Annotated in this window: 10 protein-coding genes; 5 read left to right on the forward strand and 5 right to left on the reverse strand. The window is 70.0% G+C overall.

The features are described 5' to 3' along the window. Genes J3P31_RS16915 through J3P31_RS16925 form a run of 3 tightly spaced genes read left to right on the forward strand, consistent with a single transcriptional unit; the run spans position 1 to position 3,836 of the window. Positions 1-303: a sarcosine oxidase subunit delta gene (locus J3P31_RS16915; protein ID WP_210529681.1), complete on the forward strand. Its 303-nt coding sequence runs from the start codon at positions 1-3 to the stop codon at positions 301-303. Next, complete coding sequence (locus J3P31_RS16920) at positions 300-3,299, forward strand: sarcosine oxidase subunit alpha (protein ID WP_210529682.1); 3,000 nt, start codon at positions 300-302, stop codon at positions 3,297-3,299. The genes J3P31_RS16915 and J3P31_RS16920 overlap by 4 nt, the downstream gene beginning before the upstream one ends. A gap of 9 nt (positions 3,300-3,308) precedes the next feature. Further along, a complete protein-coding gene (locus J3P31_RS16925) occupies positions 3,309-3,836 on the forward strand; it encodes a sarcosine oxidase subunit gamma (RefSeq protein ID WP_210529683.1) in 528 nt (175 codons plus the stop codon). Between the two features lie 102 nt (positions 3,837-3,938). Here the strand turns inward: J3P31_RS16925 and J3P31_RS16930 are convergent, their stop codons facing one another. The 5 genes from J3P31_RS16930 to J3P31_RS16950 all read right to left on the reverse strand — a co-directional run bounded on the left by J3P31_RS16930 (position 3,939) and on the right by J3P31_RS16950 (position 11,102). Further along, entirely contained in the window at positions 3,939-6,710 is a 2,772-nt protein-coding gene (locus tag J3P31_RS16930; RefSeq protein ID WP_210529684.1) for a glycoside hydrolase family 2 protein, read from the reverse strand. A gap of 165 nt (positions 6,711-6,875) precedes the next feature. Beyond that, the gene (locus J3P31_RS16935) at positions 6,876-8,204 is read right to left on the reverse strand and encodes an extracellular solute-binding protein (RefSeq protein ID WP_210529685.1); all 1,329 of its coding nucleotides are present in this window, start codon (positions 8,202-8,204) and stop codon (positions 6,876-6,878) included. Positions 8,205-8,254: 50 nt separating this feature from the next. Next, on the reverse strand, positions 8,255-9,097 hold the full coding sequence (locus J3P31_RS16940; protein ID WP_210529686.1) for a carbohydrate ABC transporter permease: 843 nt from the start codon (positions 9,095-9,097) through the stop codon (positions 8,255-8,257). Next, positions 9,094-10,008 carry a carbohydrate ABC transporter permease gene (locus J3P31_RS16945; protein WP_210529687.1) on the reverse strand — a complete coding sequence of 305 codons (915 nt, stop codon included), beginning with the start codon at positions 10,006-10,008 and terminating at the stop codon, positions 9,094-9,096. The genes J3P31_RS16940 and J3P31_RS16945 overlap by 4 nt, the downstream gene beginning before the upstream one ends. Further along, positions 10,005-11,102 (reverse strand): ABC transporter ATP-binding protein, encoded by a 1,098-nt coding sequence (locus J3P31_RS16950; RefSeq protein WP_210529688.1) that lies wholly within the window; start codon positions 11,100-11,102, stop codon positions 10,005-10,007. Before J3P31_RS16950 ends, J3P31_RS16945 begins: the two co-directional genes overlap by 4 nt. Before the next feature lie 166 nt (positions 11,103-11,268). On the opposite strand from J3P31_RS16950, the gene J3P31_RS16955 reads away from it, so the two are divergent. Both J3P31_RS16955 and J3P31_RS16960 read left to right on the forward strand, forming a co-directional pair. Continuing rightward, positions 11,269-12,312: a LacI family DNA-binding transcriptional regulator gene (locus tag J3P31_RS16955; RefSeq protein ID WP_210529689.1), complete on the forward strand. Its 1,044-nt coding sequence runs from the start codon at positions 11,269-11,271 to the stop codon at positions 12,310-12,312. Between the two features lie 86 nt (positions 12,313-12,398). Beyond that, positions 12,399-14,276 (forward strand): family 43 glycosylhydrolase, encoded by a 1,878-nt coding sequence (locus J3P31_RS16960; RefSeq protein ID WP_210529690.1) that lies wholly within the window; start codon positions 12,399-12,401, stop codon positions 14,274-14,276. Positions 14,277-14,487: the final 211 nt, after the last annotated feature.

Genomic DNA, 14,487 nt, shown 5'->3' on the forward strand with positions numbered 1-14,487 from the left:
ATGCTCCTGATCCATTGCCCCTACTGCGACGACACCCTGCCCGAGCCCGAGTTCGCCTACGCGGGCGAGGCGCACATCGCGCGCCCCGCCGATCCCATGGCCCTCTCGGACGAGGAGTGGAAGAACTTCCTCTTCATCCGCTCGAACCCGCGCGGCACGCATTACGAACGCTGGCGGCACATCCATGGCTGCGGGCGCTTCTTCAACGCGATCCGCGACACCGTCAGCGACAAGTTCGTCATGACCTACCGCGCCGGTGAGCCGCGCCCGAACCTCGACGCCCTCAAGGAAGCCGCAGAATGACGCAAGCGTTCCGCATCCCCGGCGCCGGTCGGGTCAACCACGCCAAGGCCGTCCGCTTCACCTTCGACGGCAAGATCATCGAGGGCCGCGAGGGCGACACCGTCGCCTCGGCGCTGCTGGCGAACGGCGTCCACCTCCTGGGCCGCAGCTTCAAGTACCACCGCCCGCGCGGCATCGTCTCGGCCGGCTCCGAGGAGCCCAACGCCCTCGTCGGCACCTCGCGCGGCCCGGGCCGCTTCGAGCCCAACACCCGCGCCACCATGCAGGAGGTCTGGGACGGCCTGACGGTCGAAAGCCAGAACAAGTGGCCCTCGCTGGCCTTCGACGTCGGCGCGATCAACGACCGGCTCTACATGCTGTTCTCGGCCGGGTTCTACTACAAGACCTTCATGTGGCCGCGGTCCTTCTGGGACAAGGTCTACGAGCCCTTCATCCGCCGCGCCGCGGGTCTGGGCAAGTCCCCGACCGAGCCCGATCCCGATCACTACACCAGCCGGAACCTGCATTGCGACGTGCTCGTGGTGGGCGGCGGCCCGGCGGGGCTGGCGGCGGCGCTGGCGGCGGGCCGGTCGGGCGCGCAGACCGTGCTGGTCGATGAACATGCCGAACTGGGCGGCACCCTCCTGTCGGAGCCCGGCGTCCGCATCGACGGGCAGGGGGCCTGGGGTTGGCTGGAAACGACGCTGGCCGAACTGCGTGCCCTGCCCAACGTCCGGCTGATGAGCCGCACGACCGCCATCGGCTACTACCACCAGAACATGGTGGGCCTGTGCCAGAAGCTGACCGATCACCTGGCCACCCCGCCCGAGGGCGCGCCGCGCGAACGGCTCTGGCGCGTGCGGGCCGGACAGGTCGTGCTGGCGCAGGGCGCGATCGAAAAGCCGCTGGTCTTCGACGGCAACGACCGGCCCGGCGTGATGCTGGCGGGTGCGGCGCAGACCTTCTTCCAGCGCTTCGGCGTCAAGGTCGGCACCCGTGCCGTCGTAGTGACCAGTCATGACAGCGCCTGGCACACCGCCTTCGACCTCGCCCAAGCGGGCGTGAAGGTCGCGGCCATCGTCGACATCCGTCCCCAAGTGTCGGCGGAGCTGACGGCCCGCGCCAAGGCCCTGGGCATTGAGGTGCTGGCCAGCCACACCGTCACCAGCACCACCGGGCGGCTGCGCGTGGCCTCCGTGCATGTCAACCGCGTGCGCAACGGCCACGTCGACCCCTGGCGGAGCATCGACTGCGACGCCCTGCTGATGTGCGGCGGCTGGACACCCTCGCTCCACCTCTTCTCTCACACCAAGGGCTCCCTGGCCTGGGACGCGCAGGCCGGGGCCTTCCTCCCCGACCGCAAGACCGAGGAATGTCACATCGCCGGCGCGGGACGCGGCCTTTGGGGCATCGCCGCGGCGCTGGAGGATGGCGCCAGGGCGGGCGCGGCGGCGGCCAAGGCCCTGGGCCGGGCCGCGGGCGTCGGCAGCTTCGCCGTCGAGGGGGACCGGACCGGGGACGGCGTCGTCGTCAAGGAACTGCCGACCGACCGCGATCCGGGCAAGGCCAAGGCCTTCATCGACTTCCAGAACGACGTGACCGCCAAGGACATCCGCCTCGCCGTGCGCGAGGGGATGCGCTCCATCGAGCACGTGAAGCGCTACACCACCAACGGCATGGCGACCGACCAGGGCAAGCTGTCGAACATCAACGGCCTGATGGTCGCCGCCGACGCGCTGGGCAAGCCCGCGCCCGAAGTGGGCCTGACCACCTTCCGCCCGCCCTACACGCCGACGACCTTCGGCGCGCTGGCGGGCCTGCGCCGGGGCCGCCACTTCGAGGTCACGCGCAAGACGCCCATCGACGCCTGGGCCGAGGCGCAGGGCGCCGTATTCGAGCCCGTCTCGCTCTGGCGGCGCGCGTGGTACTTCCCCAAGGCCGGCGAGGACATGCACGCCGCCGTCGCCCGCGAATGCCGGGCGGTGCGGACCTCGGTCGGCCTGTTCGACGCCTCCACCCTCGGCAAGATCGAGGTCATGGGCCCGGACGCCGCCACCTTCCTGGAGCGGATGTACACCAATCCCTGGGCCAAGCTGCAGCCGGGCCGCTGCCGCTATGGCCTCCTGCTGGGCGAGGACGGCTTCATCCGCGACGACGGCGTGATCGGGCGCCTTGCGGTCGACAAGTTCCACGTGACCACCACGACGGGCGGCGCGGCGCGGGTCCTGAACATGATGGAGGACTACCTCCAGACCGAATGGCCCGACCTGAACGTCTGGCTCACCTCCACGACCGAGCAATGGGCCGTGGTCGCCGTCCAGGGCCCCAACGCCCGCAAGGTGCTGGAGCCGCTGGTCGAAGGGCTGGACCTGTCGGATGCAGCCTTCCCGCACATGGCGGTCGCGGAATGCACGGTGGCGGGCTTCCCCGCGCGCCTCTTCCGCGTGTCCTTCACCGGGGAGCTGGGCTTCGAGGTCAACGTCCCCGCCCGCCACGGCCGCGCGCTGTGGGAGGCGATCTGGGCCGCCGGGCAGGCGCACGGGATCACCCCCTACGGCACCGAGACGATGCACGTCCTGCGCGCCGAAAAGGGCTTCATCCTCGTGGGCCAGGACACCGACGGCACCGTGACCCCCGGCGACGCCGGGCTCGACTGGGCCATCGGCAAGCAGAAGCCCGACTTCGTGGGCAAGCGCTCGCTCCAGCGGCCCGACATCGTGGCCAAGGGACGCAAGCAACTCGTCGGCCTCCTGACCGAGGACCCGAGCGTGGTGCTGGAGGAAGGGGCGCAGATCGTCGCGGACCCGAACCAGCCGCTGCCCATGACCATGATCGGCCACGTCACCTCCTCCTACTGGTCCGAGGCGCTGGGCCGCTCCATCGCCATGGCCCTGATCGAGGGCGGGCGCGACCGGCAGGGCGAGACCCTTCACATCCCCATGCCGGGCCGCACCCTGCGCGCCAAGGTGACCGGCACCGCCTTCGTCGATCCCGAAGGCCAACGGCTCAAGGTCTGAGAGGCTTCCATGACCGCACATCCCCGCTCCCTTGCCCAGCCGCCGGTGACCGTCGAGGTGCTCCCCCCCGCGGCGCGATTCTCGCTGCGCCTCCGCGCCGAGGCTCGCCCGGTGGCCGAGACGGCGCTGGCTCTGCCGCTCCCCGACCGGATCGGGCGCCGGTCGGTCGGCGCGACCCGGCAGGCGATCTGCCTGGGTCCCGACGAATGGTGGATCGACGCTCCTGCGGCCGAGGCGGACGCGATCCGGTCCGCGCTGGACGGGCTGGTGCCCCACGCCCTCGTCGAGATCACCGACCGGGAGATCACGTTCCAGATCGACGGGCCCGGCGCGCTGGACCTCCTCGCGATCGGCATCGCCCGGGACCTGAGCCGCCTGGAGGTCGGACGGGGTGCCCGCACGGTGTTCGATGGAGTGCAGGCGGTCCTGGTCCGCGAGGCGGAGCACCGCTTTACCCTGTCCGTCTGGCGGAGCTTCGCCCCCCACGTGGGCGAACTCCTGGAGCAGGGCGCGAGGGAGATCGCCCTCGGGCTCTGACCCGCCGCCAAGCGTCACAGCGGCGCTGCCGACCGGAAGCCTCGGTCAGCAGCAGCAGGTCGGCGCCAGCGCCCAGATCGAACGGCAGAAGCCAGACTGAGGTCAGGGCGCCAGCGCGAGGTCGATGAGGCCGTCCCACAGCGCCGTGGCCGTGGGGTCGGCGTCGAAGGAGTCGCGCATCAGCCGGAAGGTCGAGATCACGAGCTTGCCCTTTCCAAGCCTTTTCTCGATCACGAAGGCCGCGGGGCGGTGGACCCAGCCCACGACCGTCCCGGAATGGACGCGGCCCCGGAACTCCCACGACCGCTGATGCGTCAGGACCTGGTGCGGGATCACCCGCGCAAAGCTCAGGTCCAGCAGCGGGCCGCCCGGAATACGGGCAAAGGCGCCATCCCGGCGCAGCCACGGGAAGTTGCCCACCCAGTCGCCGCGCCAGATCGTGTTGTGGCGGTTCTGGAGGGCATAGCCAGGGAAGCTGAAGTAGGGCTCGGACCGGGTGCCGCCCGGAGCGTCCTCGATCTGGAGCGTCATCGGCCCATCGCGCGGCGAGGTGTCGTCCCGGAGACGGCGCTGCCCGTGGTCCACGATCTGCAGGTAATGCGCGCCGGCGTGGATCGCCTCGACCCGGGGCCCGTCGAGCACGTCGGTCACGAAGAGCTCGGCGTCCTCGGCCTCGACCTCCCGGTGGCCCAGCACGAGCAGGCGCTCGCCCACCAGGGGCCGGTCGGTGCGGAAGCGGACCTGACGGCTCGGGCCGGACCGCTCGGGGTAGAGAGCAAAGGCCTCGCGGTTCTCGGCGATCATGCGTCCGTCGGGCGCGAGGACGGCCAGCTCGAGGGCTGCCATCTCGGCGGCCGCGACCTGCGGCGCGCGCAGGGTCAGGGCCACGCCGGCCACCTCCATCGGCGCGGTCGCCGGGAGCGCGACCGTGCCCCGGTCGTCGTTCAGCCGCCATTCGAGATGCGCGCCGTCCGGCAGCTCCGCGCCGCCTGTCGCGACCTTGAGGTCGAGATGGATGTCCTGGCCCGCGCGCGCCGCATGATGGCGTGCGCCCGGCGCGATCACCACGTCCGCATTCACATGCGACAGCGCCTGGGCGAAGACGCGCGGATTGCGCGCCATGTCCATGAGGCCGTTGCCCTCCCAGTGGACGTCGGTGAATTCGGTGATGACGTATCCGGCGATCGGCTGGTGCGAGCGTAGGTCCTCGATCTCGAACTTCAGGTTCATGAACTGGTGCCACTGCACCTTCTCGATGAACTGCGTGAAGCTGCCGAAGACCTGGTCGAGCCCCAGCTCGTGGAAGCGGTGCTCGACCCCCTGCGGCAGCGCCACGCCCACCGCCCAGGTCGCGCCATAGGGCATCCACCAGGGGTCCTTGCCATCCTCGCCCCGGAGCCTGGCGGGATCAGGCAGGCCCCAGACGCCGAACTCGGACACGATCAGGGGTTCGTTCCCCTGCCATTCGGCCTCGGGCTGGGCCGAGAAGGTCCAGTTCGCCGCGCCGGCGAATTCGCGCGACAGGGCTTCCCATTCCTCGCGCCGGTCGAGCGCGGTGCGGTAGTAGTGGTAATCGTTGATGTCGGTCTTGACGTGGTAGTTCGGGAAGCAGGCCGAGTTGTCCACGACAAGGCGGAGGGGATCCTCCTGCTTGAGCCAGTCAAAGAGCTCGACGATCCAGGTCCGCTGGTCCGCGACCTCGCGCAGGCGGGTGCCCCAGTCCTCGTTGATGAGGGTCCAGATCACGATCGACGGGTGGTTTCGGTCCCGGGCGAGGATGCCCTCCATGGTCGCGCGGAGGCGCGGGGCCGAGGCGGGCGTGAAGGTTTCGATGTTCGGGATCTCGGTCCAGATCAGGATGCCGAGCCGGTCGGCCACCTCGTAGTAGCGCGGGTCGGGCACCTTGATGTGGCAGCGCAGGCAGTTGAGCCCCATCGCCTTGGCCTTGCGGACCTGATCCTCGAGGAGGTCGAGCGAGGGGGGCGTGCCGAAGCCGTCGGGGTAGTAGTCCTGATCCAGCGCGCCGCGCATGTAGAACGGCTTGTCATTCAGGAGCAGCACGCCGTCCCGGGATTCGATCCGGCGGAAGCCGAAGCGCTCCTCGCAGGAGTCGAGGTCCTGGCCCCCGTCGCGCAGCGTGGCGCGGAAGGTGTAAAGGGCCGGGCTGTCGGGAGACCAGGGCTCGACCGGGCCGGGCAGGGTCAGGGCGTGGGTCAGCTGGTCCGCCGCGACGTGCAGGGTCTCCGTGTGGACCGTCTGGCCGGAGGGGGCCAGAACCTCGAGCGCCAGCTGGCCACCCGAGGGCTGCGAGAGCCCCAGGCGAAGCTCGAGCCGGCCGTCGGGCCAGTGCGGATCAAGCCGGACCGAGCGGATATGCGCGGCGTTGCGCGCCACGAGGCGGACCGACTGCCAGATCCCGCCCTGCGGGCCATACCAGCTCTGCTTGCCATGGGGGATCTCGGCAAAGTTGAGCCCGGGCTCCAGGTCGCTCGCGTCGGGGAGGATCGCCTCGACCTCGAGGAGGTTGGTCTCCTCCAGAAGGTCGGCGGGCACGACGACCTCGAAGGGCAGGTAGCCGCCGTCGTGGCGGCCCAGGTCCCGCCCGTTCACGCGCACGGTCGCGATCTCGCTGACCGCGCCGAAATGGATCGCCACCTCGCGGCCGCGCCAGCCGTCGGGCAGCGTGAAGTGCCGCCGGTACTGGGCGCGGCCAAAGCTCCAGTTCAGGCCGGGCAGGATCTGCCAGGGTGCGGGCACCGGCACCTCGCGCCAAGCCGCGTCGGACTCGTGCCGGAACTCCCAGGGGCCATCGAGCGAGAGGGCGTCGCGGAGCGGGGTCGCGGCGGCGAGGGGAACGGTGAGGGGCAGGTTCATCGGCAAGGCGATCCTAGACTGGGAGGGGTGCGGCGACGTTGATGCCACAGGAGGAATGACCGGTCCGTCACAGCACCGCGCTGTGGCCTGCGGGTTGGCGCAACACCCGGACGGAAGGGGGCTGGCCCCGGGCGGGAGGGAACCCGGGACCAGCGGCGCGGGGCGTCAGCCGCCGCGGTTCGAACGGCGCAGGATCCGCTCGACCTGGCTTTGGGCGGAGTCGAGCGCCGCCTGCGGCTCGGCCCCGGCCAGCCAGGTGGCGGTGATGTCCGAGATCATCGCGTTGTAGATCGCGCGCTGGTTCTGGGTCTGGGGCAGGGACCGCGCGATCTGCGCCGTGTTCGCATAGCTGGAGCGGTGCGGCAGCGCGGCGAATTCGGGGCTGTCGATCACCGACTGGCGGACCGACAGGTGCCCGGTGCGGGACCATTGGAAGTTGTTGTCGTTGAGGAACTTGAGGAAGGCCACCGCGGCCTCCTGCTCTTCGGGCGACCGGCCTTCGTCCTTGGGCACGACCCACATGTGGCTGTCGGCCCAGACGGCGTCCTGGCCGAAGAGGTTGGGGACGTTGGCCACGGCATAGTTCTTGAGGGCGACCTGACCCCCGGCCGCCTGGGCGTTGAAGTTGTCCACCATCCAGGTGCCGATCAGCTCGATCCCGGCCTGGCCCGACAGGAAGGCCTGATCGGCGCCGAGCGCATCGAGGTTCGGGTCGGCGAGGCCCTCGTCATAGATCTGCTTGATGAAGGTGGCGGCCTTGAGGCCCTCGGGCGAGTTGATGCTGGCCGTCGTGCCGTCCGGCGAGATCACGTCCACGCCCTGCTGCCACATGAGCGAGTTGAAGAAGCGGACCATCATCCCTTCGTTCGCCTGCGATTCCGTGGCGAAGTAGTTCTGGCCGGTCTTTTCCTCGAACTCCTTGCCCATCTGGATGAACTCCTCGGGCGAGGTGGGCAGGCGCACGGTGCCATCCTCGTTCACGAAGCCGGCCTGCTGCATCAGGTCCATGTTGATGTGGAACAGCAGGGCGTGCAGGTCGAAGGGCAGGGCGTAGACCTCGCCGTTCGCGCTGGCGTTCTGGAGCGCGGCGGGCACGAAGTCCGCGGTGTCGATCCCGGCCTCCTGGAACAGCGATCCCAGAGGGGTCACGAGGTCGCGCGCCACGAAGTCCGGCAGCACCGAGGCGTGCATCACGGCCACGTCCGGGATGTTCCCGGTCTGGTAGGTGGCGGTGAGCAGGTCGTAGTAGGCGCCCCAGTCGGCGGTCTGCACGACGACCGTGTGGCCGCCCTCGTTCGTGGCGTTGAACTGGTTCACCAGCGCGGTGATGATCCCGCATTCGCCATTGGCCTGGGACGCGTCGTTGACGTTGCCGTATTCGTTCTGGCAGTCGCCGAAGAAGCGCATGAGCTGGATCTCGGCCGCGCCGGCCGCGCCGCCCGCCGTCAGGGCGGTGGTCAGGGCGAGGGCGGCGAGCGCCTTGGAATGGTGCATCTTATCCTCCTAATCGATGCAGGTTCTTGGTGGCCCCGAGGGGCGGTCGTTCACTTGCCGGCGCTCATGGCGACGCCCGCCACGATGAAGCGCTGGAAGATCAGGAACAGGAGCACGATGGGCAGAGAGGCGAAGACCGCCGAGGCCATGATCGAGCCCAGCCCCTGCGTCTGGGCGAAGTTGCCCTGGATCGAGGCGAGGCCCACCGTCACGGTGTACATGTTCGCGTTCGTCGCCGAGACGAGCGGCCACAGGAAGTCGTTCCAGGCGTGGATGAAGGTGAAGAGCCCGAGGGTCGTCAGCGCCGGGACCGACAGCGGGAGCATGATCTTCCAGAAGATGGTGAAGCGCGAGGCATGGTCGAGCTCGGCCGCCTCCTCGAGCTCGCGCGGGACCGCGCGAAAGAACTGCATCATCAGGAAGACGCCGATGGGCACGGCCACCCGAGGCAACATCAGGGCCGCGTGGGTGTTGTGGATGCCCCAGTCCGCGAACATCTGGTGAAGCGGCAGGAAGACCGCCTGCTCGGGGATCATCAGGCCCGCGATCATCAGGACGAAGATCGTCCGCTTGAACGGGAACTGGAGGCGCGCGAAGGCATAGCCGGCCAGGGAGGACACCACCAGCACCAGGATCGTCATGCCGACGGCCACGATCAGGCTGTTCGTCAGCCAGCGCGGCACCGTCGCGAGCCGCACCAGGTCGGCGTAGTTCTGGAGCGTGAACGGATAGGGGATGAAGCCCCAGGTGGACCGCATCAGCTCCGAGTTGGGCTTGAGCGACATGGTCACGACCCAGAGCACCGGCAGGAACCAGAGGATCGCGACGAGGACCGTGATGGCGAGGAGGAGGCGGTCGCCCCAAAGGGCCCAGCCCGAGCGCGTGGCGTTCATCGGTCGTCCCCCTGCCGTCCCAGCCAGAGCTGGAGCATCGAGAACACCAGCATCATCCCGAAGAGCACCATGGCCATGGCCGCGCCGTACCCCACGAGCCAGTCGCGGAAAGACGTCTCGTAGATGTACTGGACCAGCGACCGGGTCGAGTTGGCCGGCCCGCCCTGCGTCATCAGGAACGGCTGCCCGAAGATCTGGAACTGGGCGACGATCTGAAGGACGATCACAAGGATCACCGTGTGCCGGATCGAGGGCAGGGTGATGCGCCAGAACACCGACCAGCGCGAGGCGTGGTCGAGCTCGGCGGCCTCGTAGAGTTCCTTCGGGATGGAGCCTAGGGCGGCCAGGAACAGCGCCATCGGCAGTCCCACGCCCCACCAGAGGGTGGTGACGACGATCGCGGGCATGGCCCAGGTCGTGCTGCCGAGGTAGTTGACGGGCGTGAAGCCCAGGAACTGGACGATCGGTGCGATCAGGCCCCGGTCGGGCGCCAGGACCATCTGCCAGACCAGCGTGACCACGGTGACCGAGAACACCGAGGACAGGAAGAACACCGACCGGCAGATCGCGCGGATCCGCCCGGGTCCCTGCACGGCCAGCGCGAGGAGCATCGCGATGATCGTCATGGACGGCACGGTCAGCAGCGCGAAGTACAGCGTGTTCCGCGTCGAGCGCCAGAAGACCGGATCGGTCCAGAGGTCCTGGTAGTTCAGAAGGCCGACCGGCCCGTAGTCGCCCGCCATCAGGTCCCAGTCGCGGAAGCTGATCCAGATCCCGAGGAACAGGGGATAGACCAGCAGAACCAGGTAGACGGCCAGGAACGGCGCGAGGAACAGGAGGGCGGTCAGCCATCCCCTGGACCGGGACCGGCCTCGGGGGCTGCGAGTCGCGGGCCGGGCGGCGGCCGTCATGGCAGATCCCCCTCGGGCAGGGTCACGGCGGCCCCGTCGGCGTCGAAGACGTGGCGGATGCCCGGCCCGATCACCAGAGGCACCTCGGAGCCGACGGCCGGAGCGCGCCGGTCGCGCAGCTCGGCGACGACGGTGGTGCCGTCCGGGACGGTGGCATAGACGAGCTGCACCGAGCCCAGCTGCTCAACCACGTCCACATGGCCCCGGAGCTCGCCGTCCGGGGCGACGCCCAGGTTCTCGGGGCGCAGCCCGAGCGTGACCTCGTCGCCCTGCCGGACCGATCCCGGGCGGACGCGGGCCGGCAGGCGGACCCCGCCCGCGAGATCGATGCCGATATCGGACCCCTGGGCCACGGCCACCCGCCCCCGGAGGAAGTTCATCTTGGGGGAGCCCAGGAAACCGGCCACGAACAGGTTGGCGGGCCGTTCATAAAGCTCCAGCGGCGCCCCGACCTGCTCGATCCGGCCGGCGCGCAGCACGACGATCCGGTCGGCCATGGTCATGGCCTCGGTCTGGTCGTGCGTCACGTAGATCATCGTCGCCCCCAGCGCATGGTGCAGCTTGGCGATCTCGGTCCGCATCTGGACGCGAAGGGCGGCGTCGAGGTTCGACAGCGGCTCGTCGAACAGGAAGACCTCGGGTTCGCGCACGATGGCGCGGCCGATCGCGACGCGCTGGCGCTGGCCCCCGGACATCGCCCGCGGCTTTCGGTCGAGATAGGGTTCGAGCTGGAGGATGCCGGCGGCCTTGGCGATCCGCCGGTCGATGTCGGCGCGGGCCGTGCCCATGTTGCGCAGGCCGAAGGCCATGTTGTCGCGCACGCTCATGTGCGGATAGAGCGCGTAGTTCTGGAACACCATGGCCACGCCACGGTCGCGGGCCGCGGTGTCGTTCACCCGCTGGCCCCCGATCAGCACGTCGCCGCCGGTCACCTCCTCGAGCCCTGCGATCATCCGCAGGAGCGTGGATTTCCCGCAGCCGGACGGACCGACGAAGACGACGAACTCCCCCTGGGCCACCTCGAGCGAGACGTCGTGGATGACCTGCGTCCCGCCATAAGCCTTCGAGACCCCGTGAAGGGTGACCTCGGCCATGTGTATCCTCCCGACCCGGAAAGTTATCCCAGGTTATAATTTAACTTGATGATGACTAATCCCGATGCCACCATCAAGGGGCATTCGTTGTGGCCGGCCCGGTTCCGTGCTCTATTCCACCGACCGGCAGGTAGGAGCGGCGCCACCCTTGTCCAGCAAGCCCACAATGAGCGACATCGCAGCCGCCTGCGGTGTGTCTCAGGCGACGGTGTCCCTGGTTCTGAACGCCGCCCCCGGAACGCGCGTGTCGGCCGCGACGCGCAAGGCCGTGATCGCCAAGGCGGAGGAACTGGGATACGGGCGCCGGTCCGGGCGGTCCGGGGACCGGCGCCCCCTTGTCGCCATGATCATCAACGAAGTCACGTCGTCGCCCCATATCGCGGGCCTGATCGACGGCGTCGCCGATGCGGCGACCGAGGCGGGGCTTCTGGTGTCCGTGATGCCGACCGGGGGCGACCCGGCGCTCGAGGCGGCCGCGATCGACTGCCTTCAACGGGCGGGCGCGCAGGGCTTCATCTATGCCCGGCTGATCACGCAGGAGGTCGTCCTGCCGGCGGGGCTGAGCGCGGGGCCGACGGTGCTCCTGAACTGCTACGCGCCTGGGTCGGCCGCCCCAAGCGTCGTGCCCGGGGACCTGGCCGCCGGAATGACGGCCACGCTGGCGTTGCTGGACGCGGGCCACCGGCGGATCGCGTTCATCGGGGGCGAGGATTCCATCGAAGCCTCGCGCGAGCGGCTCAAGGGCTACCGGCGGGCTCTGGCCATGCGGGACGTGCCCGCCGATCCGGCGCTGGTCGAGAAGGGAAGCTGGACGATCAAGGGCGGCCATGCCGCGTTCCGGCGGCTGCGGGCGCTGGCCGACCCGCCGACCGCGGTGTTCTGCTTCTGCGACCGCGCGGCGGTGGGGGTCTACAACGCGGCGGTCGAGCTGGGCCTGACCATCCCGCGTGACCTATCGGTCATCGGCTTCGACAACGAGCTGTTCACGGCCGACATGATGCCGCCGCTGACGACCATGGAGCTGCCGCACGCCGACATGGCGCGCCACGCGGTCGAGGAGCTTCACCGGATGATCCTGAGGCCAGGCGCGGTCCCCCGGCACCCGCGGATCAAGATCGACTGCCCCCTGATCTCGCGCCAGTCCGTCGCGGCGCCGGAGGGGAGGTCGGCCCGACTCGCCGCGCCGCTGCCGCTGTCCGTCCGGAGCTGAACGCCCGGAGCCCCCTTGCCGCGCGCCCGCGTTGGTGCAGGTGACCGCAGGGCGGCCCTGGGGCGTGGTCCGTGGAGGCGACTCGGATGAGGTGTGCGACAGGAGCGGGGATCGCATGGACGATCATCCTCGGCATTCTCGGGGGTGCCGCGCTGGCGGACGGGCCGGAGGCCCGGGCGTCCGGACTGTTCGCCAACCCGCTCACCGTCCGAACGGCGGATGGAACGCCCGTCACGAGCTGCGCCGATCCTTCGGTCATCGAGGGACCGGAGGGCGACCCGGCCTGGTACATGATCTGCACGACCGACCCCCTGCATGGCGGGGACCGGGACGCGCAGGGCGATCTGGTGTTCCACCTCCTGCCGATCTTCCGGTCGATGGACCTGGTCTCGTGGGATCATGTGGGCGACTCGTTCGACCGCGACCCTCGATCGGCCACACCCGCGTTGCCCGACTGGATCGACCCGACGGCCATGCTCTGGGCGCCGGAGATCGAGCGGATGGGCGACCGTTATGTCCTGCTGTTCGCCGCGACCGACGTGACCGAGGCCGCGGGCGGGGAGCCCGGCTGCGACGAGGACAGCGCCATCGGCATCGCCACCAGCCCCAGCCCCGCCGGCCCCTGGGAGCCGGCCCCGGCGCCGCTGGTCGAGCCCAGACGGGCCGGCGAGGGGTGCGAGTTCCTGTGGACCCTGGATCCGGAGGTCGAGACGACGCCGGACGGGCGGCACACCCTGTATTTCGGGAGCTTCTACGGCGGCATCGAGGCCCGCGAGTTGATCGTCGCCGGGGACGGATCGGTCTCCGCGCCCCCGGACAGCACGGTGCAGGTGACGATCCCGAACCGCTACGAGGGGGCGGAGGTCATCCAGCACGAGGGGCGATACTACCTGTTCGCTTCGGCCACGAACTGCTGTGCCGGGCCCCAGACGGGTTACGCCGTGTTCGTGGGGGCGTCGGCCAGTCCGACCGGTCCCTTCGTCGATGCGCTGGGGGTGTCGATGCTCGATCCGCTGGTGGGCGGGACGCCGTTCCTGGTCCAGACCGGCGACGGCTGGGTGGGGCCGGGGCACAATTCGCTCATCCGGGACCGCTCGGGGCAGTGGTGGACGATCTACCACGCCGTCGAGGAAAGTGACCCCTTCTTTCCGGGCGAGCCGGGCTTCACGCGCCGTCCGGCGCTGATGGAACGGGTAGACTGGGTGGGGGGCTGGCCGGTGGCGGCGCGCGTGTCCGGTCCGCAGGTCGGCCCGGCCCTCGAGCCCGGCGCGCCGGATCGCCAGGACGTGGTGCCTGCGTCCGGGGCCGTGACCCTTGGGACCGCGCTGCCCGGCGCCTCGGACGAGTTCGAGCGCGCCTCGCTGGGCGACGGCTGGTCCTGGGTGCGGCCTCCCGACGCCACGGTGGTCGATCAGGGCGCCTTGCGGCTCGAGGTTGCTCAGGGGGACCTTCACGAGGACCAGGACGATGCCCCGGTCCTGGTCAGGGCGGCTCCGGCCGGCGATTTCGTCGCCGAGGCTCGCGTCAGGCTGGACGTCCCGGACGAGGGATGCTGCTACAACTATGCGCAGGTCGGCATGGTGATCCGAAAGGACGACGACGACTATCTCAAGCTGGTCGTCGTATCGATCTGGGAGACCCGTCAGACCGAGTTCGCGCGAGAGTTGTCCCAGGTTGGGCCGGGCGTGCCCCGCTATGGCAATACCGTGGTAGGTCCGCCGGGCGAGGACTGGACCTGGCTCCGGCTGAAGGTCCGCCGACAGGAAGTGGGCGTGCTCGCCACGCCCTACACCAGCCGGGACGGCCGCCACTGGGTTCGGGGCGGCGCGTGGGGCCACGACCTTGGCCCGTCGCCGCAGATCGGCCTGGTCGCGATGGGGGGCGGGGGCGAGATCGCGGCCGAGATCGATTACCTGCGGGTCTGGGAGTTGGGCCCCGGCCCGGCGGGTGGGACGGACCGGTAGGCGCCCCCAGCCCAGGACCGGAACCCCGCGCCGGACCTGACGTTCGCCCGAGCCATGGAGGTGTTGCCGGCTGGCTCTACCTTGCGGCCCAGGCGCATGCCTGACGGATCGCCCGCAATGGACAGGAGAGCACTCATGCCGATGCCGGCCACCACCGGACCCGAACCTGGTCCCACATGGAGCCGGGACGGATCAGGTCCCGAGCTGGTCC

The sequence above is a fragment of the Rubellimicrobium arenae genome (genome assembly GCF_017916275.1).
Classification (GTDB): Bacteria; Pseudomonadota; Alphaproteobacteria; order Rhodobacterales; family Rhodobacteraceae; genus Rubellimicrobium; species Rubellimicrobium arenae.

Bases quoted from the DNA above. Each gene is read 5' to 3' on its own strand.
- J3P31_RS16920 (WP_210529682.1), top strand. From the start codon at position 300: ATGACGCAAGCGTTCCGCATCCCCGGCGCCGGTCGGGTCAACCACGCC.
- J3P31_RS16935 (WP_210529685.1), bottom strand. From the start codon at position 8,204: ATGCACCATTCCAAGGCGCTCGCCGCCCTCGCCCTGACCACCGCCCTG.
- J3P31_RS16945 (WP_210529687.1), bottom strand. From the start codon at position 10,008: ATGACGGCCGCCGCCCGGCCCGCGACTCGCAGCCCCCGAGGCCGGTCC.
- J3P31_RS16925 (WP_210529683.1), top strand. From the start codon at position 3,309: ATGACCGCACATCCCCGCTCCCTTGCCCAGCCGCCGGTGACCGTCGAG.
- J3P31_RS16950 (WP_210529688.1), bottom strand. From the start codon at position 11,102: ATGGCCGAGGTCACCCTTCACGGGGTCTCGAAGGCTTATGGCGGGACG.
- J3P31_RS16955 (WP_210529689.1), top strand. From the start codon at position 11,269: ATGAGCGACATCGCAGCCGCCTGCGGTGTGTCTCAGGCGACGGTGTCC.
- J3P31_RS16960 (WP_210529690.1), top strand. From the start codon at position 12,399: ATGAGGTGTGCGACAGGAGCGGGGATCGCATGGACGATCATCCTCGGC.
- J3P31_RS16915 (WP_210529681.1), top strand. From the start codon at position 1: ATGCTCCTGATCCATTGCCCCTACTGCGACGACACCCTGCCCGAGCCC.
- J3P31_RS16930 (WP_210529684.1), bottom strand. From the start codon at position 6,710: ATGAACCTGCCCCTCACCGTTCCCCTCGCCGCCGCGACCCCGCTCCGC.
- J3P31_RS16940 (WP_210529686.1), bottom strand. From the start codon at position 9,097: ATGAACGCCACGCGCTCGGGCTGGGCCCTTTGGGGCGACCGCCTCCTC.